Source organism: Streptomyces cinnamoneus (genome assembly GCF_014650495.1).
In the GTDB taxonomy this organism is placed as follows: Bacteria; Actinomycetota; Actinomycetes; order Streptomycetales; family Streptomycetaceae; genus Streptomyces; species Streptomyces cinnamoneus.
Genome location: NZ_BMVB01000048.1, coordinates 1 through 17,327, shown reverse-complemented (window position 1 = coordinate 17,327; position 17,327 = coordinate 1). Strand labels below are relative to the sequence as shown.

Below are 17,327 nucleotides of genomic sequence, written 5' to 3'. Positions count from 1 at the left end.
CCACCGACCCCACACCGGCATCCACGGCCAAACACCCGCCAGCCGCGTCACCAACCTCACCGAACAACACACCTAGGCCGTCACCGGCACCGCCGGGCGTGCCCACCGGGCGGCCCAGCGGTGCCGGTGACGGCTCAGCCCTCGTCCTTCCAGCGCGGGTCCTCCCGCCACTCCTCGTTCCGCTCCCGGGCCGTCTCCATGGCGTGGGCCGCTTCCTCCCGCGTCCCGTACGGGCCCATGCGGTCCGCGGCCCGGCACTCCGGCCCCTCCTCGACCGCCCCGTGCTTGAGGCAGTAGTACCACTCGCCCGGCTTGCCGGCCGTGCGCCGCTTGAACAGTGCCATCAGCTCTCCTCCAGCGTGTGTTCCGACCCTGACTACACTCGCAGACATGTCTGGCCAGTCGCTTCTTGTCCCGGGGACACTCTCCCCCGCCCGCCCCGTCCCCGCCTCGATCCTGCGGCCCGAGTACGTGGGGAAGGACGCACCCACCCCGTACACCGGCCCCGAGGTCCAGGACGCCGAGACGATCGAGAAGATGCGGATCGCGGGCGGCATCGCCGCGCGGGCCATGGAGGAGGCGGCCAAGCACATCGCTCCCGGCGTCACCACCGACGAGCTGGACCGCGTGGCGCACGAATACATGTGCGACCACGGCGCCTACCCCTCGACGCTCGGCTACCGCGGCTTCCCCAAGTCGCTGTGCGCGTCGGTCAACGAGGTCATCTGCCACGGCATCCCGGACTCCACGGTGCTGCGCGACGGCGACATCGTGAACCTCGACGTGACCGCCTACATCGGCGGCGTGCACGGCGACAACAACGCCACCTACCTCTGCGGCGAGGTGGACGAGGAGTCGCGCCTGCTCGTCGAGCGCACCCGCGAGTCGCTGAACCGGGCCATCAAGGCGGTCAAGCCCGGCCGCCGCATCAACATCATCGGCCGCGTCATCGAGTCCTACGCCAAGCGCTTCGGCTACGGCGTCGTCCGCGACTTCACCGGGCACGGCATCAACTCCTCGTTCCACTCCGGCCTGATCGTCCCCCACTACGACAGCCCGCACCACGACACGCTCATCCAGCCCGGCATGACGTTCACGATCGAGCCGATGCTGACGCTGGGCACGCACGAGTACGACATGTGGGAGGACGGCTGGACGGTCGTCACCAAGGACCGCAAGCGGACGGCGCAGTTCGAGCACACGCTCGTCGTGACGGAGACGGGTGCGGAGATCCTGACGCTGCCGTAGGGTTTTTACCGACAGCGCGTCGGGAAGCAATTGACTTAGGTAAACCTAAGTGGAGAGGATGGGCGGTGGCGGCGCGCCCCGGCGCATCCGTTACCGCCCGTTCTCCCCCTGCTTCCCGTCCCCTCGGTCACCGGAGGTCCGCCTTGGACGCGCCCGCCACGACGCCGTTCTCCACGCTCATCCGCACCGCCTCGCACGAGCAGCACACGGAAGCCGAGAACTCGTCGTTCATGAGCGACATGCTCGGCGGCCGGCTCGGGGTCGCGGCCTACCGCCGCTACACCGAGCAGCTGTGGTTCGTGTACGAGGCCCTGGAATCGGCCTCCGGGGCCCTCGCGTCGGACCCCGTCGCGGGTCCGTTCATACGCCCGGAGCTGGCCCGCACGGCCCAGCTGGAGCGGGACCTCGCCCACCTCGGCGGCCCCGGCTGGCACCGGGCCATGGAGCCGCTGCCCGCGACGGCGGCGTACGCGGCGCGGGTCGCGGAGTGCGCCCGCGACTGGCCCGCCGGCTACGTCGCCCACCACTACACGCGCTACCTGGGCGACCTCTCCGGCGGCCAGATCATCCGGGGGACCGCCGAGAAGACCTGGGGCTTCGCCCGCAAGGGCGACGGCGTCCGCTTCTACGTCTTCGAGGGCATCGCCAACCCCGCCGCCTTCAAGCGCGAGTACCGCGAGCTGCTGGACGCGCTGCCGGTGGACGACCTGGAGAAGCAGCGTGTGATCGAGGAGTGCAAGCGGGCGTTCGCGCTGAACACCGCGGTCTTCCGGGAGCTGGGCCGGGAGTTCCCGCTCAGCGCCTGACCGCGCCCGCTTCCGCACGGACCTGCGCCTGCGCCCCCGGTGACCGTACCGGGGGCGCAGGCCGTTTCCGGGGAGGGGCCGTCAGCCCCTGGCGAGCGGGGAACGGCGCCGGGTGGCGTAGACGGCCGCGCCGCCGGCGACGACGAGGGCCGCCGCGCCACCGGCGAGGGGACCGGTGGGAACGCCGGCACCGGTGGCGGCGAGGGACGCCTCGCTGCCCGTGACACCACCCTTGGCGCCGCCACCGGCCGAACCGGAGCCGCTGCCCGTACCGGTGGAGCCGGACCCCGTGCCGGTGGAGCCGGAGCCCGTACCCGTGCCGGATCCCGTGCCGGAGGAGGAACCCTGGTCGTCGGGCAGCTTGGCGTCCTTGTCGACGGTGACGGCGAGCGTCACCGGGTCGAGCCCGGAGCCCGTCTTGTAGAAGGACCGGCCCTTGTACGAGAAGACCTTGGCGCCCTGTTCGGTGAGGGTCGCGGGGACGGCGGAGAGGGAGACGACCCCGTTCCTGGCCTTGAGGGCGTCCGCGCCGGGCTTCAGATCGGCGAGCGGCACGGCCTTGGTCGTGGTGGTCGACCCCTTGTCCTTGGCCGACACGTCGGCGCTCAGGGTGGCGCCGGTGGCGGACGCCTTGACGGTGAAGTTGCCGAGCTTCAGGTCCAGTTCCCCGTCGTGGCCGGTGAAGCGCACCTCACCGTTGAACGCGGCGTCGAGCGTGTTCGTGGACGCGTCGTACGTCCCGTGACCCTTGGTGAAGCGGTAGGAGTCGCCGGCCTTCACGGCGTCGCCGAGGAGTTCGGCCCTGCCCTTGGCGAACCCGTCGGTGATGTAGTCGCGGAAGGACTTCTTGACGCCCCAGTCGAGCCGTCCGTCGTAGACCCCGCTCTGGGGGGCCTTGCCCTCACCGGTCGTGCCGGGGGCCCCGCCGGTCCGGGGGTCGCCGCCGGGGTTCCTGCCGTCGCCGGTCTTCTTGTCCTCGTCCGTGGAGGTGCCGGCGTCCTTGGTGGCGGGGACGTCCGTGGACGTGCCGGCGTCCTTCGTGCCGCCGCCCGCCGGCGGCTGTGCCACCGCCGTCACCGTGAGCGAGGCGTTGTCGAGCGCGGCACCCTCCTTGTAGAAGGACCGGCCCTTGTACGAGAAGACCTTGGCGCCCTGCGCCGTCAGCTTGGCGGGTATCGCGCCGAGGGTGATGACGCCGCCCCGGCCGCCACCCCGCTTGGCCGCCCCCAGGTCCAGGGAGGCGAGGGGCACGTCGTCCTCGGTCCTGCCGTCCCGCGTGACGTCGGCGGTGATGCGGCCGGTCTTGCCGCCGGCGTCACCCGCCAGCTTCAGGTCCGCGAACTTCAGATCGAGTTCGCCGTCGTGACCGAGGAAGCGCACGCCGCCCCTGAAGGTGGTGGCGATCGCGTGCGTCGCCATGTCGTACGTGCCCGTACCGCCGGTGAAGGTGAAGGGGCCGTCGCCGGTGCGCTGCGCGCCGTCGGCGACCTCGATCGCGCCGCCTCCGAAGCCGGTCTCGATGTACTCGCGGAAGGACTTCTTCAGGCCCCACTCCAGCGTGCCGTCCTTGAGCTGCATCTGCGGCGGCGGGCCGTCCGCGGCGTGGGCCGCCGGGACGGTCAGGGCGGTGGTGCCCAGGGCTGCGGCGGCCGTGGCGACGGCTGCCGCGAGGGCGAGGGGGCGGCGGCGTGCGGTGACGGTCATGGTCGGTGCTCTCCTAGACAGGGGGGAACGCTCATGGACATCGGGGTGGACATGGGGTGGTGGGCATCGGGGTGGGGAGGGGCCGCGCCGGCCGCTCGGTGAGGAGGAGGCAGCTGCCGGCGCGGAGTCGGGTCATTCCTCGTGTGCCGCGCGGGCCGCGGCGGCGGTCCGGCGCCGGCGGCCGAGGGTGAAGGTGGCGGCCGCGGCCGCCAGGACCACGGCGGCCGCCGTCACCGGCACGACGGGGAAGGAGGAGGAAGAGCCGGCCGCGGCCGGCTGCGTACGGGGCGTCGCCGCGGCGGGCGCGGCCGTCGGGCTCGCGGACGGCGCGCGGCCGAGGTCGGGCAGCGGCGGGAGCGCGGCACCGGCGGCGAGGGGGACGGCGAGCGAGACGGGGTCCATGTCCGCGCCCTCCTGGTACATCCCGCCGAAGACCCCGGCGCCTTCGGCGGTGAGCTTGGCCGGGGCTTCCGACACGGCGACGAGGCCGTCCTTCTCCTTCAGGCCGGAGGCGTCGAAGGAGACGAGCGGAACGTTCCTGCGGGCGGCCGCGCCATCGCGGGTGACATCCGCCGAGAGCGTGCCCCTGCCGTCCTTCACCACGACCTTCACCCCGCCCAGCGCGAGGTCGAGGTCCTTGCCGGTGAAGCGGAGGGTGCCCTCGAAGGACGCGTCGAGGGCCGCTGGACCGGCGTCGTACACGCCCTTGCCGGCCGGGAAGCGGAAGAGCGCTCCGCCGTCCTGGGCGCCGTCGGCCGGCTTCCAGGAGCCCTGGGCGATGGGGCCGGTGACGTACTCCCGGAAGGTGCGGCGCACCCCCCAGTCGACGGCCGCGCCGGTGAACTCGCCCCGGTCCCCGCCCTTCCCGGCGGGTGTCGCGGACGGGCTCGCGCCCGGCGACGTGCCCGGCGACGTGCCCGGCGAGGCCGTGGCGGCGGCCACGATGTCGGCCGAGAGGCTGACGGGGTCCAGGGCCGTGCCCCGGGTGTAGTAGCCCGCGAACGCCTTGGCGCCCTGTTCGGTGAGGGTGGCCGGGACGTTCGCGAGCTGCACGGCCGTCCCGCTGCCGCGCAGGTTCACCCCGGAGACGTCGAGCGCGGCGAACGGCACCTTGGAGGCGGTCGTGACCTCGCCCGTGCCCTTGGCCTTGCTCGTCACGTCGGCGTAGAGGGTGCCGTTGCCGTCCGCGATGCGGATGGTGGGGCGGCTGACGGTGAGGTCGAGTTCGTGGGAGCCGTCGGGCCTGCGGTGGCCGGTGAAGTGGACGCCGCCGGAGAAGGCCGCCTCGAAGGCGCCGGTGCCGGGACGGTGGGAGCCCTTGGCGGAGTGGAAGCGGAACTGGCTGCCGCCGACCGTCGCCGCACCTCCCTGCAGCTCCCAACTGCCCTGCGCCACGGGCCCGGTGACGTAGCTCTGGAAGGAGGACTTGATGCCCCAGTCCAGCCGGCCGCCCGAGACCTCGCGACCGTCCGCCGCGGCTGCGGCACGCGCGGGGAGCACGACCGTCAGCGCGGCCGCGAGGAACGCGACGACCGGCGCACGGGCAGGTCTGAACGGCAGCATCGGGAGCCCCTCTCGGGCAATAGCAATTTAGGTAAGGCTAACCTAAGCTATATCCCGACTGGTTCACAGCGAAAGGCGGGAATGTGTCCCAACACCGGCCGGTGGGCGCGCTGATACGCCTCCCACGCCTCCTCGGCGCTCTTGCGGCCCTGCTGGCCCTGGCCGCCGTCCTCACCGGCTGCGGCCCCTCGGACGACGCCGCCGGGGGCGGCGGGCGCGGCGGCGGCACGGCGGACGGGCGCCGGGCGGCGGCCGACCGTGTGGAGCTGCCGGCGACGGAGCCGAAGCCGCAACTGCCGGTGACCGTACGGTCGTCCGACGGCCGTGACGTCACCGTGACGGCCACCGATCGGATCGTCCCACTCAGCGGGGCGTCGTCCGAGGTCGTTTTCGGCCTCGGTCTGGGCGGCCGCGTCGTCGCACGCGACATCACCGCCACGTTCGAGCAGGCGCGCAACCTGCCCGTCGTCACGCGCGCGCACGACGTCTCCGCGGAGAGCGTGCTGTCCCTGAAGCCCACGCTCGTCCTCGCCGAGACCACCACCGGCCCCGCCGAGGCGATCGGCCAGATCCGGGCCGCGGGCGTTCCGCTCGTCGTCCTGGACCCGGCGAAGAAGCTCGACGACGTCGGCACCCGCATCGACCAGGTGGCCGCCGCGCTCGGCGTGCGCGCCGCCGGCGACGAGCTGCGCACCCGCACCCAGGGCCGCATCGACCAGGCGCGCAAGGGCATTCCGCGCGACGCCGCCGCGGGCGGCGGCAGGCCACGGGTCGCCTTCCTCTACCTGCGCGGCTCGGCCTCGGTCTACCTCCTGGGCGGCGCCGGTTCGGGAGCCGACTCGCTGATCGAGGCGGCCGGCGGCATCGACGCGGGCAAGGAGTCGGGCCTGAAGAAGGACTTCACGCCCATCACGAGCGAGGCGCTGGCGAAGGCCGCGCCGGACGTGATCCTCGTGATGAGCAAGGGGCTCGACTCGGTCGGCGGGGTGGACGGCCTGCTGAAGATCCCCGGCGTGGGCCAGACCCCGGCCGGCCTGGACCGCCGGATCGCCTCCGTCGACGACGGCGTCCTGCTGAACTTCGGCCCGCGCACCGATGCGGTGCTCACGAGCCTGGTCGAGCAGATCCACCGGGGCGGCCGCTGACATGGGCCACCCGTCGAGAACCCCCGCCGGGGCGGCACCGGCCGCTCACGGCACCGGCCTTGACGCCGCGTCGGACCCCCGCGGCGTCCGTGAGGGCGCCGCCTCCCCGGCGCCGTCGCGCGGGCGGCGCCGCGCCGCCTTGCTGACGTGCGGCATGGCCGCCGCCCTCGCCGCCCTGTGCCTGCTCTCCGCCGGACTCGGCGCCTACGACATCCCGGTCGGGGACGTCATGGGCTCCCTCCTGCACCGCGCCGGCCTCGGCGGCGCGCCGCTGGACCGGGTCGGCGAGAGCGTGCTGTGGAACGTGCGGCTGCCCCGCGTCGCGCTGGCCCTGCTGGTCGGCGCCTCGCTCGGCTGCGCGGGCGCGCTCATGCAGGGCGTCTTCGGCAACCCCCTCGCCGAGCCCGGTGTCATCGGCATCTCCATGGGCGCGGCCGTCGGCGCGGTCGCCTCGATCGCGCTGGGGCTGAGCTTCCTGGGGACCTGGACGATCAGCGTCTGCGCGTTCGCGGGCGGGCTGGTGACCGTGCTGCTGGTGTACGTGCTCTCCCGCTCGGGCGGCCGCACCGAGGTGGTGACGCTCATCCTCACCGGCATCGCCGTGAACGCCTTCGCGGGCGCGCTCGTCGGGCTGGGCGTCTTCCTCGCGGACAACGCCCAGATCGCCCAGATCGCCTTCTGGCAGCTCGGTTCGCTGGCCCAGGCGACCTGGCCGAAGGTGCTCGCCGTGCTGCCGTGCGCCCTGGCCGGGCTGGCCGTCGCCCCCTGGTACGCGCGCAAGCTGGACCTGCTGGCGCTCGGCGAACGGCCGGCGCGCCACCTGGGCGTCGACGTGGAACGGCTGCGGCTGGTGCTGGTGCTGGTGGTCGCCCTGCTGACGGCGGCGGCGGTGGCGGTGGCCGGCGTCATCACGTTCGTGGGCCTGCTGGTGCCGCACCTGCTGCGGATGGCGGCGGGCCCGGCGCACCGCTTCCTGGTGCCGGGCAGCGCCCTGGGCGGCGCCCTGGTGCTGGTCGCCGGCGACCTCGCGGCCCGCACGGCGGCCCAGCCGGCGGAGCTGCCCCTGGGAGTCCTGACGGCCCTGTTCGGCAGCCCGTTCTTCTTCTGGCTGCTACGCAGGACGCGCCGCAAGCAAGGAGGCTGGGCATGAACGCCCGCACGCCACACCGCCGCCCAGCTCACCGGAACCCCCCGGCCGGGGGTCCGGGGGTTGCCCCCGGAACAACACAGCTGGCTGCTACGCAGGACGCGCCGCAAGCAAGGAGGCTGGGCATGAACGCCCGCACGCCACACCGCCGCCGGCAAGGGGGCTGGGCATGAGCCCCCACGCCCCGGACCGCCGCCCTGCACGAGGAGGCCGGTCATGAGCGCCCGCGCCCTGCGTTCGTTCCTCGCCCGCCGGGGCGGGCGGCGGCTGCCCGGGCCCGTCGTCGCCGGTTCGGTGCGGGCCGAGGCCCGTTCCCTGCACGTGCGGCTCGGGGGGCGGGCCGTGCTGGCCGGTGTCGATCTGACGGTCCGCGCGGGCGAGGTCGTGGCGCTCGTCGGCCCGAACGGGGCCGGCAAGTCCACGCTGCTGGCCGCGCTCGCCGGCGATCTGCCCGCCGAGTCCGGCGAGGTGCGCGTCGACGGGCTGCCGGCCGGTGCGTGGAGCGCCGGCGAACTCGCCCTGCGCCGGGCCGTGCTGCCGCAGACGGCCGAGCTGTCGTTCCCCTTCACCGTCGGCGAGGTCGTGCGGATGGGCCGCGCGCCCTGGGCCGGGACGGCCGCCGAGGACGAGGACGGGGCGGCGGTCCGGGCCGCCATGGCCGCCGCCGACGTGGCCGGATTCGGACCCCGTCCGTTCGCCGCGCTGTCGGGCGGCGAGCGGGCCCGGGTGGCGCTGGCCCGGGTCCTCGCCCAGCGGACCGCCCTGCTGCTGCTCGACGAGCCGACGGCGGCGCTGGACCTGCGCCACCAGGAAGTGGTGCTGCGCATCTGCCGTGAGCGCGCCGCCGAAGGCGACGCGGTGGTGGTCGTGCTGCACGACCTCGGCCTCGCCGGTGCCTACGCGGACCGCGTCGCCGTCCTCCACGAAGGCCGGATCGCGGCGGACGGCCCGCCCGCCCGCGTCTATACGCCCGAATTGCTGAGTCGTGTCTATCTCCAGCCGGTCGATGTAATTGATCATCCGCGAACCGGGGAGCCATTGGTGATCCCGAGGCGGGAGGGATGAGATTTTGCCTCGTGAGAGCTGAATCACGCACGGATTGGGGAACAGGGAAGGCAAGGCTCAGATAAGTTAGGGCGGCCTTAATCGGCCACGGTCGTTTTCGGCCACGTCCCCGTACCGCTCTCCGAGCAAGCCTGGAGCCCTTCATGCGAGTCCTCCGCTCCTCCGCCGTCACCGCCGTCGCGGTGGCCGCGGCCCTGACCGCCGTGTCCGGTTGCGCCGAGAAGTCAGACGGCAAGGGCTCGGACGCCGTCAAGGTCACCGCATCCGACGACAGGTGCGAGGTCTCCCCCACCTCCATTCCCGCCGGCCATGTGAAGATCAATGTGGAGAACAAGGGCTCAAAGGTCACCGAGGTCTACGTCTATGCCGAGGGCGACCGCATTGTCACCGAGCGGGAGAACATAGGCCCCGGCACCAAGGCCGAGATCACCGCAACGATCAAGAAGGCCGGCTCCTACGAAATCGCCTGCAAGCCCGGCATGAAGGGCGACGGCATCCGCCAGAAGATCACCGTGACCGGTGAGGGCAAGCAGGAGAAGAGCAACCCGGAGCTGGAGAAGGCGGTCGCCGAGTACCGCAAGTACGTCCAGCAGCAGGCCGACGAGACGATTCCGGCGGCGCAGAAGTTCGCCGACGCGGTCAAGGCCGGTGACGTGGACGAGGCGAAGAAGCTCTACGCCGTCTCCCGCATCGGCTGGGAGCGCACCGAGCCGGTGGCGGAGTCCTTCGGCGACATCGACCCCAAGGTCGACGTGCGCGAGGACGGCCTGGAGAAGGACCAGAAGTGGACCGGCTGGCACAAGCTGGAGAAGTCGCTCTGGGACGAGAAGAAGATCGACGAGGACGACAAGAAGCTGGCCGACCAGCTGATGACGGACCTCAAGGAGTGGCAGAAGGTCGTCGGCACCGCCGAGATCACCCCGACCAGCATGGCCAACGGCGCCAAGGAGCTGCTCGACGAGGTGGCCACCGGCAAGGTGACCGGTGAGGAGGAGCGCTACAGCCACACCGACCTGGTCGACTTCCAGGCCAACGTGGAGGGCGCCGAGAAGTCGTACGAGCTGCTGAAGCCGGTCGCGGCCAAGAACGACGCCGCGCTCACCGGCGACCTGGACAAGCAGTTCGCCGCCCTGAAGAAGCTCCTCGGCGACTACCGCGAGGACGACGGCTTCAAGTCCTACGACGGCGTGGGCAAGGACGACCGCAAGAAGCTCTCCGACGCCGTCAACGCCCTGGCCGAGCCGCTGTCCAAGCTGGCCGGCGCGGTCGCGAAGTAACAGGGGGACACGTTTCCGATGGCTGACGAGATACGTACGGGGACGACCCCGGAGAACACGACGGACACGACGGACGGCAAGGCGGCGGACGCGACCGCCACGACCGCCACGTCCGTCACCTCCAGCCCCTCCCGCCGCTCCGTGCTCGGCTGGGGCGGCGCCGGGCTGGCGCTCGGCGCGGTTGCGGCCGGCGGCACCGCCGCCGCCCTGCGCACCGGCGACGACGCCCAGCCGGCCGCCGCGGCCGGTGACGCGATGGCCTTCTACGGCCCCCACCAGGCCGGCATCGCCACGCCCGTCCAGGACCGCCTGCACTTCGCCGCGTTCGACGTGACCACGTCCGACCGCGCCGCGCTGATCAAGGTGCTGCAGGAGTGGACGGCCGCCGCCGCCCGGATGACGGCCGGCCACGAGGTCGGTTCGGGCGCGGTCGGCGAGAACGACCAGCTCCCCCCGGACGACACCGGCGAGGCCCTCGGCCTCAAGCCCTCGCGGCTGACGCTGACCTTCGGCGTCGGCCCGGGCCTGTTCGAGAAGGACGGCAAGGACCGCTTCGGGCTGAAGTCCCGGCGGCCGCAGGCGCTGGTCGACCTGCCGGGCTTCCCCGGCGACAACCTCGACGCGGCCCGCAGCGGCGGCGACCTGTGCGTCCAGGCGTGCGCCGACGACCCGCAGGTCGCAGTGCACGCGATCCGCAACCTCGCCCGCATCGGCATGGGCAAGGTCGCCATCCGCTGGTCGCAGCTGGGCTTCGGCAAGACGTCCTCGACGACGCCGGACGCGCAGACCCCGCGCAACATGATGGGCTTCAAGGACGGCACCCGGAACATCTCCGGCACCGACCAGGCCGCCCTCGACAAGCACGTGTGGGTGAGCGAGAAGGACGGCGCCGGCTGGATGACCGGCGGCTCGTACCTCGTCGCGCGCCGCATCCGGATGCACATCGAGACCTGGGACCGCACCTCGCTGCAGGAGCAGGAGGACATCTTCGGCCGCGACAAGGCCGAGGGCGCCCCCGTCGGCAAGCAGAAGGAGCGCGACGAGCCCGTCCTCAAGGCGATGAAGCCGGACTCCCACGTGCGCCTCGCCCACCCCGACAGCAACAGCGGGGCGACGATCCTGCGCCGCGGCTACTCCTTCACGGACGGCACGGACGGGCTCGGCCGGCTGGACGCGGGGCTGTTCTTCATCGCGTACCAGCGTGACGTCCGCGACGCGTTCATCCCGCTGCAGACGAACCTGGCACGCAACGACGCACTGAACGAGTACATCCAGCACGTCGGCTCGGCGATCTTCGCCGTGCCGCCGGGCGTCCGGGACTCCGGCGACTGGTGGGGCAAGGCCCTCTTCGCGTGACCACCGGTCCAACCCTGAAAGGAGATGCCGCGTGTTCGGCAACTACCTGATCGGCCTGCGTGAGGGCCTGGAGGCCAGCCTGGTCGTCTGCATCCTCGTCGCCTACCTGGTGAAGACGGGCCGCAAGGACGCGCTGACGCCGGTGTGGACCGGCATCGGCGTGGCCGTGCTGCTCAGCATGGCCTTCGGGGCGCTCCTGACGTTCGGCTCGCAGAGCATGACGTTCGAGGCGCAGGAGATGCTCGGCGGCTCGCTGTCGATCATCGCCGTGTGCCTGGTGACGTGGATGGTCTTCTGGATGCGGCGCACCGCGCGGCATCTGAAGAAGGAGTTGCACGGCAAGCTCGACGCGGCCCTGGCGATGGGCACCGGCGCACTGGTCGCGACGGCCTTCCTGGCCGTCGGCCGTGAGGGCCTGGAGACCGCGCTGTTCATCTGGGCCGCGGCGGACGCCACGAACGACGGCATCCGGCCCCTGGTCGGCGCGGTCCTCGGCCTGCTGACGGCCGTGGTGCTGGGCTGGCTGTTCTACCGGGGCGCACTGAAGATCAACCTCGCGAAGTTCTTCACCTGGACCGGCGCGATGCTGATCGTGGTCGCCGCGGGCGTGCTCGCCTACGGCTTCCACGACCTGCAGGAGGCCGGCGTCCTGCCGGGCCTGGGCAGCAAGGCGTTCGACATCAGCGAGCAGGTCCCGGCCGACAGCTGGTACGGCACGCTGCTGAAGGGCATCTTCAACTTCCAGGCCGATCCGACGTGGCTTCAGGTGGCGGCGTGGACGCTGTACCTGGTCCCGACCCTGGTGGTGTTCTTCGCCCCGGGCCGTGCGGGTAGGGTGGCGCCGTCCCGAGCCGTCACCAAGGAGTCGAAGCGCGATGAGACGCCGGTCGCCCCGTCGAGTGTTCCCGGCGGCAGCTCTGACGCTGGCGTCGCTGCCGGCGGCGACGGGCTGCGTGACGGTGCACGGCGAACGGGCGATCGTCCCGTCGGTGAGCAAGGCTGAGGCACCCAAGGTCCTCCAGCGGTTCACCGACGGCTACACCGAGGCGTACCGCAAGCTCGACCCGGCCCTGGTGGACCGGGTCGAGACCGGTGCGCTGGCCGAGATGGGCCGGGCCGACATGGTCGCCCAGCGCGCCGTGACGCCGGGCGGCAACCCCGGCTATCCGGCGCTCGTCCTCAAGGACGCCCGCTTCACCATCCCCAAGTCGACCGGCTGGCCGAAGTTCTTCGTCGCCGACACCCGCAGCAACCGTGACGACAACCGGTGGCTCGTGGTGTTCACGCGCGGCTCCGCCCGGCAGCCGTGGAAGGCCGCCTACCTCTCGCTGCTCGCCGAGGGGAAGGTCCCGAAGTTCGTCCTCGACAAGGACGGCTACGCCGAGGCCGTCCCCGCCCGCAGCGCGGACGGCAAGGGCGGTAAGAACGGCAAGGACAGCCCGGCCGGCATGGGCGGTAAGAGCGGCGGGAACGACAAAGCAGGCGACGGCGGCAAGGGCGCGGCGTCGGGCGGCCTGATGGCCGACCCGGGCGTGCTGAGCAGCTCGTACACGGACTACCTGCGCACCGGCCAGGGCAGGACGTTCGCCCCCGGCGGGGCGACCTCGCAGCTGCGGACCGAGCGCGGCAAGCTGGCCCGGACCCCCACGTTCTGGACCGAGTACATCGACGCCCCGGAGCAGGCGCCGGACTTCCCCGCCCTGGCCCTGCGCACCGAGGGCGGCGGTGCGCTGGCCTTCTTCACCGCGCACCACCGGGAGCGGCGCACCATGGTCAAGGGCGTGCGCCCGGAGGTGACCGACCCGCGGACGAAGGCGCTGCTGAAGGGCGACCTGAAGCAGGCGGTGACGTACACCCGGATCTCGGAGGCGGCGGTGCAGGTGCCGGCGCGGGAGGCCGACGGCGGCATGGTGTTCTTCCTCAACCGGATCGAGTCGCTGACCGCGGCGAAGGGCGAGTAGCGCACCCGCCCGCGGCACCGGCGGCGGGGCTCAGCGGCCGATGGGCCAGGGGTGGGCCGGCTCGTGGTCCTGGCGCTCGCCCGCGTACTGGGCGCAGGCGTCGGTGAGGGATTCCAGGAGGGTCAGCGGGTCGGGCAGCGGGCGCTCGGGGCCCAGGAGCCAGGCGACGCCCTCGTCACCGGGGAGCTGCGAGGGGGGCAGCAGCACGTAGCTGCCGCGGCAGTGCCAGCGCAGTCCCGGATGCTCGTCCATCGTCTCGGGATGGCAGTCCAGCTCGCACGGCCACCACTCGTCCTCGTCGTCCGGGGTGCCGCGGGTGGCGGTGAAGAACAGCATGCGGTCGGGGGCGACGGTGGCGACCGGGCCGACCTCGACGCCGGCCTCCGTCAGCCGGTCCAGGGCCTGCCGGCCGGCCTCGGCGGGGACGTCGAGGACGTCGTGGACGATGCCGGTGGCGGTGACGAAGTTGGCCTCCGGCTGGCTGCGCAGCCATTTGGTGACCTTCTCGGCGTCCGTCGTGGCGAGGGTCTGCCAGGCGAAGGAGACGGGGTGGCGGCCGGGCGTGGGACAGCCGATGCGCTCACAGGAACAGCCGTACCCGGACGGGTGCGCGGCCGGGGCCAGGGGGAAGCCCGCGGCGGCGGCGGCCAGGAGCAGCTCCTCGCGCGCGGCGGCGGTCGCCGCGCCCGTGCCCGTTTCGCCGCCCGTTCCGCTCCTGGGGCGGCGCAGCCATTGGGAGAACCTGCTCTTGCGTTCCATCTATCCCCTCACTTCGACCGCGGTCTCCGGTCAATGCTGCCACCATCCTGCTCCCGGTGTGACCGCCGAACGCATCCGGGGGGTGTGAGACCGGCCGCGTCGGGCGCCCGGGCGCGGGCGCCGCGGGGTCTCAGCGCGGGGCGACGGCCCTGAGGAGCATGTCGACGAGGGTGTCGGTGAACTCGTGGGTGAGGGGGGCCGTCCGCATGAGCCAGCGCTGGAAGAAGGGGCCGAGGAGCATCTCCGTGGCGATGCGCAGATCGACGTCCTCGGCGATCCGGCCGGCTTCCTGGGCGCGGCGCAGGCGGTTGACGTAAGCCTGGTGGCCGGTCTCCTGGAGGCGGTTCACGAACGGTTCGGAGAGCTCGGGGTCGTTCGCCCCGGCGACGGCGAGTGCCCGGTAGGGCGCCTCGAACTTGGGGTCGTTGAACTCGTCGACGCTGGCGCGCAGCACGAACTTGAGGTCGGCGGCGAGGTCGCCGGTGTCGGGGAGCACGATCTCCTCGTCGCCCGCCTCCGCGAGGAACGCGTCCAGCAGCACGGCGGCCTTCGAGGGCCACCAGCGGTAGATCGTCTGCTTGCCCACGCCCGCGCGGGCCGCGATGCCCTCGATGGTCAGCTTGTCGTAGCCGACCTCACCGATGAGTTCGAGCGCGGCGTCGAAGATCGCCCGGCGGGAACGTTCGCTGCGCCGGGTGGAGTCGGGGGTCCGGGTGGTCACCATGGCGGGAAGTGTAGCGAGACATTAAGGCGAGACGTATCGTCTCGAAAATCGTTGACAAGACGAACCGTCTCGTCCATTCTAGAGGCGTTGCGAGACGAGCCGTCTCGCTCAAGACGAGAGGACATCCCATGACCCGGGGTAATTCAGGCAGCATGCTCGGCGTCGGCGGCACCCGCAGCAACCTCTCCCGCAGCGCCCTGCGCGGCGGCGGCCGGGGCGGCAGGGGCGCGGGCGGCGGCATCGACCCGCAGGCACAGAAGCGCGAGCTCCTGCGCGCCCTGCGCGAGGGCCGCAACGGCAACGGCCGTTCGTGAACGGGTGGCGCGTAAACCACCCGTACGGTTCATGCGCCGACGTCGCGCAGCGTGGACGATTTGGGCACGCACGAGAAGCCCGTGCGTGCCCAACGCCACCGTGAGGAGCGCGACTTGCGTACAGCCCCGCGTGCATCCACCCCTCGCCGCTATCTGATGTGCCCGCCCACGTACTTCAGGGTGACGTACTCGATCAACCCCTGGATGGACCCGGGCAAGCCGGTCGACCTGCCGCTCGCCCTCGCACAGTGGGAAGACCTCCGCGACCGCTACCGCGCCCTCGGCCACACGGTGGAGGAGCTGACGCCCCGTCCGGACCTGCCGGACATGGTCTACGCCGCCAACGGCGCCACCGTCGTCGACGGCCGCGTCCTCGGCGCCCGCTTCACCCACCCCGAGCGCTGGGCCGAGGCGGCGGTGCACCGCGAGTGGTTCCGCGCGCACGGCTACGAGCACGTGCGCGAACCGGAGCACATCAACGAGGGCGAGGGCGACTTCGCCGTCACCGCCTCCTGGCTGCTGGCCGGCCGCGGCTTCCGCAGCAGCCCGCTCGCGCATCCGGAGGCACAGGAGTTCTTCGGCCGCCCGGTGATCGGCCTGGACCTGGTCGATCCCCGCTACTACCACCTGGACACGGCACTGTCCGTCCTCGACGGGGGTGAGGACGAGGTCATGTACTACCCGGGTGCGTTCTCGCCGGGAAGCCGGGCGGTCCTCAAGCGGCTCTTCCCCGACGCCCTGATCGCGACGGAGGAGGACGCGGCGGCCCTGGGGCTGAACGCGGTGTGCGACGGCCGCCACGTCCTGCTCCCCCAGGCGGCGGTCGGCCTCTTCGAGCCCCTGCGGGCGAGAGGCTACGAGCCGATCGGCATGGACCTCGGCGAGCTCCTCAAGGGCGGCGGCAGCGTCAAGTGCTGCACGCAGGAGCTGCGCTGACGGGATCCGTGACGGGATCCGTTTGCCCCGGGCGGGCCGCAGGCGCGGCCCGTCCGGGGCACCTCCCGGCAGCAGGGGTGACGGGGTGGCGGGGTGGCGGGGGCCACCCGTCAGGGCGGGGCCCGGTCAGTCCTCCGCCGGCGGCGGCCACTCGTCGCCCCAGTCCGCGTCGCGCGCGGCCCGGTACAGCGGCCCGTGCCGCTTGGTCACCGTCTCGCGGGCCAGGCCGACCTCGGGCAGGCACAGGTCGAGCAGCACCTGCCCCTTGCGGATCTGCGGCTTGCGCACGATCCGGGCGACGGCGTCCGGCACGGCCTCGTCGCGCACCGCCGCCACGTAGGAGAACTTCTCGTCCTCGTACGCCAGCGATCCGCCCTTCACCTGCCGGTGCAGCGACGACCGGCTCACCCGCGCCGAGAAGTGGCACCAGTCGCTGCCCGGCTCTATCGGGCACGCCGCGCTGTGCGGGCAGGGCGCGACGACGCGGAAGCCCGCCGCGATCAGGCGGTCGCGCGCCTCGATGATCCGCAGGTAGCCCTCGGGGGTGCCCGGCTCGATCAGGACGACGGCGCGCGCCGCACGGGCCGCCTCGTCGGTGACGGCGCGGCGGCCCTCCTCGGTGAGCTCGCCGAGCACGTACGAGACGGTGACCAGGTCCGTGCCGTCGGGGACGGCCAGCCCGGCGCCGATCGTCTGCCGCCGCCACTGCGCGGTGCGCAGGGACGCGGACCGGGCGGTCCGGGCCAGCTCGCCGCCGAGGGCGAGCGCCGGCTCGGCCCAGTCCAGGACGGTGGTGGAGTGCCGCCCCTCCGGCCAGGCCGCCGCGACCGCCCAGGTCGCGGCGCCGGTGCCGCCGCCCACGTCCACGTGCGTGGCGGGCGTCCACTCCGGCAGCCGGTCGCGGAACGCCTCCAGCGCCGAGCGGACGGCCTCGAACGTGGCCGGCATGCGGTACGCCGCGTACGCCACCACGTCGGAGCGGTCGCGCAGCACGGGGGTGTGGGTGGGGGTGCGCCCCCGGTAGTTGGCGATCAGCCGCTCGACGGCCTGGGTGGCCTGCCGGGGCGGCAGCCCGTCGAGGAGGCCGGCGAGGGCGGTGCGCAGGGTCTCACCGGTGGGCGGGGTCTCACCGGAGGGAGCGGGGGCGGGGGCGTGCATTTGGCGAATTCTATGCGCCTTCCCACCCGCTTCGATGCGCCTTGCCACCCGCCTTCCTCTGCACCTTCTGCGCCTTTCCTCGGACACGCCCTAGGTGTGTTGTTCGGTGAGGTTGGTGACGCGGCTGGCGGGTGTTTGGCCGTGGATGCCGGTGTGGGGTCGGT

At 72.8% G+C, this 17,327-nt stretch carries 17 protein-coding genes; 11 read left to right on the top strand and 6 right to left on the bottom strand.

Annotated features, from left to right (window positions below; all coding sequences use genetic code 11):
• Window positions 1–134: 134 nt before the first annotated feature.
• Window positions 135–344, bottom strand: coding sequence for a hypothetical protein (locus tag IE182_RS31020; protein WP_190113329.1), 210 nt, complete (start codon window positions 342–344; stop codon window positions 135–137).
• A 46-nt stretch (window positions 345–390) separates the two neighbouring features.
• Here IE182_RS31020 and map point away from each other — a divergent pair, with 46 nt between their 5' ends.
• Both map and IE182_RS31010 read left to right on the top strand, forming a co-directional pair.
• Window positions 391–1,248 carry a type I methionyl aminopeptidase gene (map, locus tag IE182_RS31015; RefSeq protein WP_190113328.1) on the top strand — a complete coding sequence of 286 codons (858 nt, stop codon included), beginning with the start codon at window positions 391–393 and terminating at the stop codon, window positions 1,246–1,248.
• A gap of 143 nt (window positions 1,249–1,391) precedes the next feature.
• Window positions 1,392–2,054, top strand: a complete 663-nt coding sequence (locus tag IE182_RS31010; RefSeq protein WP_190113327.1) for a biliverdin-producing heme oxygenase — start codon at window positions 1,392–1,394, stop codon at window positions 2,052–2,054.
• An 81-nt stretch (window positions 2,055–2,135) separates the two neighbouring features.
• On the opposite strand, the gene IE182_RS31005 is transcribed toward IE182_RS31010, so the two are convergent.
• Both IE182_RS31005 and IE182_RS31000 read right to left on the bottom strand, forming a co-directional pair.
• Entirely contained in the window at window positions 2,136–3,758 is a 1,623-nt protein-coding gene (locus tag IE182_RS31005) for an HtaA domain-containing protein (protein ID WP_190113326.1), read from the bottom strand.
• Window positions 3,759–3,890: 132 nt separating this feature from the next.
• Window positions 3,891–5,321, bottom strand: coding sequence for an HtaA domain-containing protein (locus IE182_RS31000; RefSeq protein WP_190113325.1), 1,431 nt, complete (start codon window positions 5,319–5,321; stop codon window positions 3,891–3,893).
• An 83-nt stretch (window positions 5,322–5,404) separates the two neighbouring features.
• Here IE182_RS31000 and IE182_RS30995 point away from each other — a divergent pair, with 83 nt between their 5' ends.
• The 7 genes from IE182_RS30995 (at window position 5,405) to IE182_RS30965 (ending at window position 13,272) form a co-directional block, all read left to right on the top strand.
• Window positions 5,405–6,466: a heme/hemin ABC transporter substrate-binding protein gene (locus IE182_RS30995; RefSeq protein WP_373303651.1), complete on the top strand. Its 1,062-nt coding sequence runs from the start codon at window positions 5,405–5,407 to the stop codon at window positions 6,464–6,466.
• A 1-nt stretch (window position 6,467) separates the two neighbouring features.
• Complete coding sequence (locus IE182_RS30990; RefSeq protein WP_190113324.1) at window positions 6,468–7,616, top strand: FecCD family ABC transporter permease; 1,149 nt, start codon at window positions 6,468–6,470, stop codon at window positions 7,614–7,616.
• Window positions 7,617–7,829: 213 nt separating this feature from the next.
• Complete coding sequence (locus tag IE182_RS30985) at window positions 7,830–8,678, top strand: heme ABC transporter ATP-binding protein (protein ID WP_190113323.1); 849 nt, start codon at window positions 7,830–7,832, stop codon at window positions 8,676–8,678.
• 143 nt (window positions 8,679–8,821) lie between these two features.
• Entirely contained in the window at window positions 8,822–9,955 is a 1,134-nt protein-coding gene (efeO, locus tag IE182_RS30980) for an iron uptake system protein EfeO (RefSeq protein WP_190113322.1), read from the top strand.
• An 18-nt stretch (window positions 9,956–9,973) separates the two neighbouring features.
• Entirely contained in the window at window positions 9,974–11,311 is a 1,338-nt protein-coding gene (efeB, locus tag IE182_RS30975) for an iron uptake transporter deferrochelatase/peroxidase subunit (RefSeq protein WP_190113321.1), read from the top strand.
• A 31-nt stretch (window positions 11,312–11,342) separates the two neighbouring features.
• Window positions 11,343–12,314, top strand: a complete 972-nt coding sequence (efeU, locus tag IE182_RS30970; RefSeq protein WP_190113320.1) for an iron uptake transporter permease EfeU — start codon at window positions 11,343–11,345, stop codon at window positions 12,312–12,314.
• Window positions 12,211–13,272 carry an SCO2278 family lipoprotein gene (locus IE182_RS30965; RefSeq protein ID WP_506417127.1) on the top strand — a complete coding sequence of 354 codons (1,062 nt, stop codon included), beginning with the start codon at window positions 12,211–12,213 and terminating at the stop codon, window positions 13,270–13,272. Before efeU ends, IE182_RS30965 begins: the two co-directional genes overlap by 104 nt.
• 30 nt (window positions 13,273–13,302) lie before the next feature.
• Here IE182_RS30965 and IE182_RS30960 read toward each other — a convergent pair whose 3' ends face one another.
• Together IE182_RS30960 and IE182_RS30955 are read right to left on the bottom strand one after the other, a co-directional pair.
• Window positions 13,303–14,031, bottom strand: a complete 729-nt coding sequence (locus IE182_RS30960; protein WP_190113318.1) for a bifunctional DNA primase/polymerase — start codon at window positions 14,029–14,031, stop codon at window positions 13,303–13,305.
• Between the two features lie 130 nt (window positions 14,032–14,161).
• Window positions 14,162–14,755, bottom strand: a complete 594-nt coding sequence (locus IE182_RS30955) for a TetR/AcrR family transcriptional regulator (RefSeq protein ID WP_190113317.1) — start codon at window positions 14,753–14,755, stop codon at window positions 14,162–14,164.
• Between the two features lie 128 nt (window positions 14,756–14,883).
• Here IE182_RS30955 and IE182_RS30950 point away from each other — a divergent pair, with 128 nt between their 5' ends.
• Window positions 14,884–15,069: a DUF6243 family protein gene (locus tag IE182_RS30950; RefSeq protein ID WP_190113316.1), complete on the top strand. Its 186-nt coding sequence runs from the start codon at window positions 14,884–14,886 to the stop codon at window positions 15,067–15,069.
• A gap of 81 nt (window positions 15,070–15,150) precedes the next feature.
• Window positions 15,151–16,005 carry a dimethylargininase gene (gene ddaH, locus IE182_RS30945; RefSeq protein WP_373303650.1) on the top strand — a complete coding sequence of 285 codons (855 nt, stop codon included), beginning with the start codon at window positions 15,151–15,153 and terminating at the stop codon, window positions 16,003–16,005.
• A gap of 126 nt (window positions 16,006–16,131) precedes the next feature.
• Here the strand turns inward: ddaH and IE182_RS30940 are convergent, their stop codons facing one another.
• On the bottom strand, window positions 16,132–17,163 hold the full coding sequence (locus IE182_RS30940; protein ID WP_190113315.1) for a small ribosomal subunit Rsm22 family protein: 1,032 nt from the start codon (window positions 17,161–17,163) through the stop codon (window positions 16,132–16,134).
• Window positions 17,164–17,327 lie beyond the last annotated feature (164 nt).

Bases quoted from the DNA above. Each gene is read 5' to 3' on its own strand.
- IE182_RS31020 (WP_190113329.1), bottom strand. From the start codon at position 344: ATGGCACTGTTCAAGCGGCGCACGGCCGGCAAGCCGGGCGAGTGGTAC.
- map (WP_190113328.1), top strand. From the start codon at position 391: ATGTCTGGCCAGTCGCTTCTTGTCCCGGGGACACTCTCCCCCGCCCGC.
- IE182_RS31005 (WP_190113326.1), bottom strand. From the start codon at position 3,758: ATGACCGTCACCGCACGCCGCCGCCCCCTCGCCCTCGCGGCAGCCGTC.
- IE182_RS31000 (WP_190113325.1), bottom strand. From the start codon at position 5,321: ATGCTGCCGTTCAGACCTGCCCGTGCGCCGGTCGTCGCGTTCCTCGCG.
- IE182_RS30990 (WP_190113324.1), top strand. From the start codon at position 6,468: ATGGGCCACCCGTCGAGAACCCCCGCCGGGGCGGCACCGGCCGCTCAC.
- IE182_RS30985 (WP_190113323.1), top strand. From the start codon at position 7,830: ATGAGCGCCCGCGCCCTGCGTTCGTTCCTCGCCCGCCGGGGCGGGCGG.
- efeO (WP_190113322.1), top strand. From the start codon at position 8,822: ATGCGAGTCCTCCGCTCCTCCGCCGTCACCGCCGTCGCGGTGGCCGCG.
- efeB (WP_190113321.1), top strand. From the start codon at position 9,974: ATGGCTGACGAGATACGTACGGGGACGACCCCGGAGAACACGACGGAC.
- IE182_RS30960 (WP_190113318.1), bottom strand. From the start codon at position 14,031: ATGGAACGCAAGAGCAGGTTCTCCCAATGGCTGCGCCGCCCCAGGAGC.
- IE182_RS30955 (WP_190113317.1), bottom strand. From the start codon at position 14,755: ATGGTGACCACCCGGACCCCCGACTCCACCCGGCGCAGCGAACGTTCC.
- IE182_RS30950 (WP_190113316.1), top strand. From the start codon at position 14,884: ATGACCCGGGGTAATTCAGGCAGCATGCTCGGCGTCGGCGGCACCCGC.
- IE182_RS30940 (WP_190113315.1), bottom strand. From the start codon at position 17,163: ATGCACGCCCCCGCCCCCGCTCCCTCCGGTGAGACCCCGCCCACCGGT.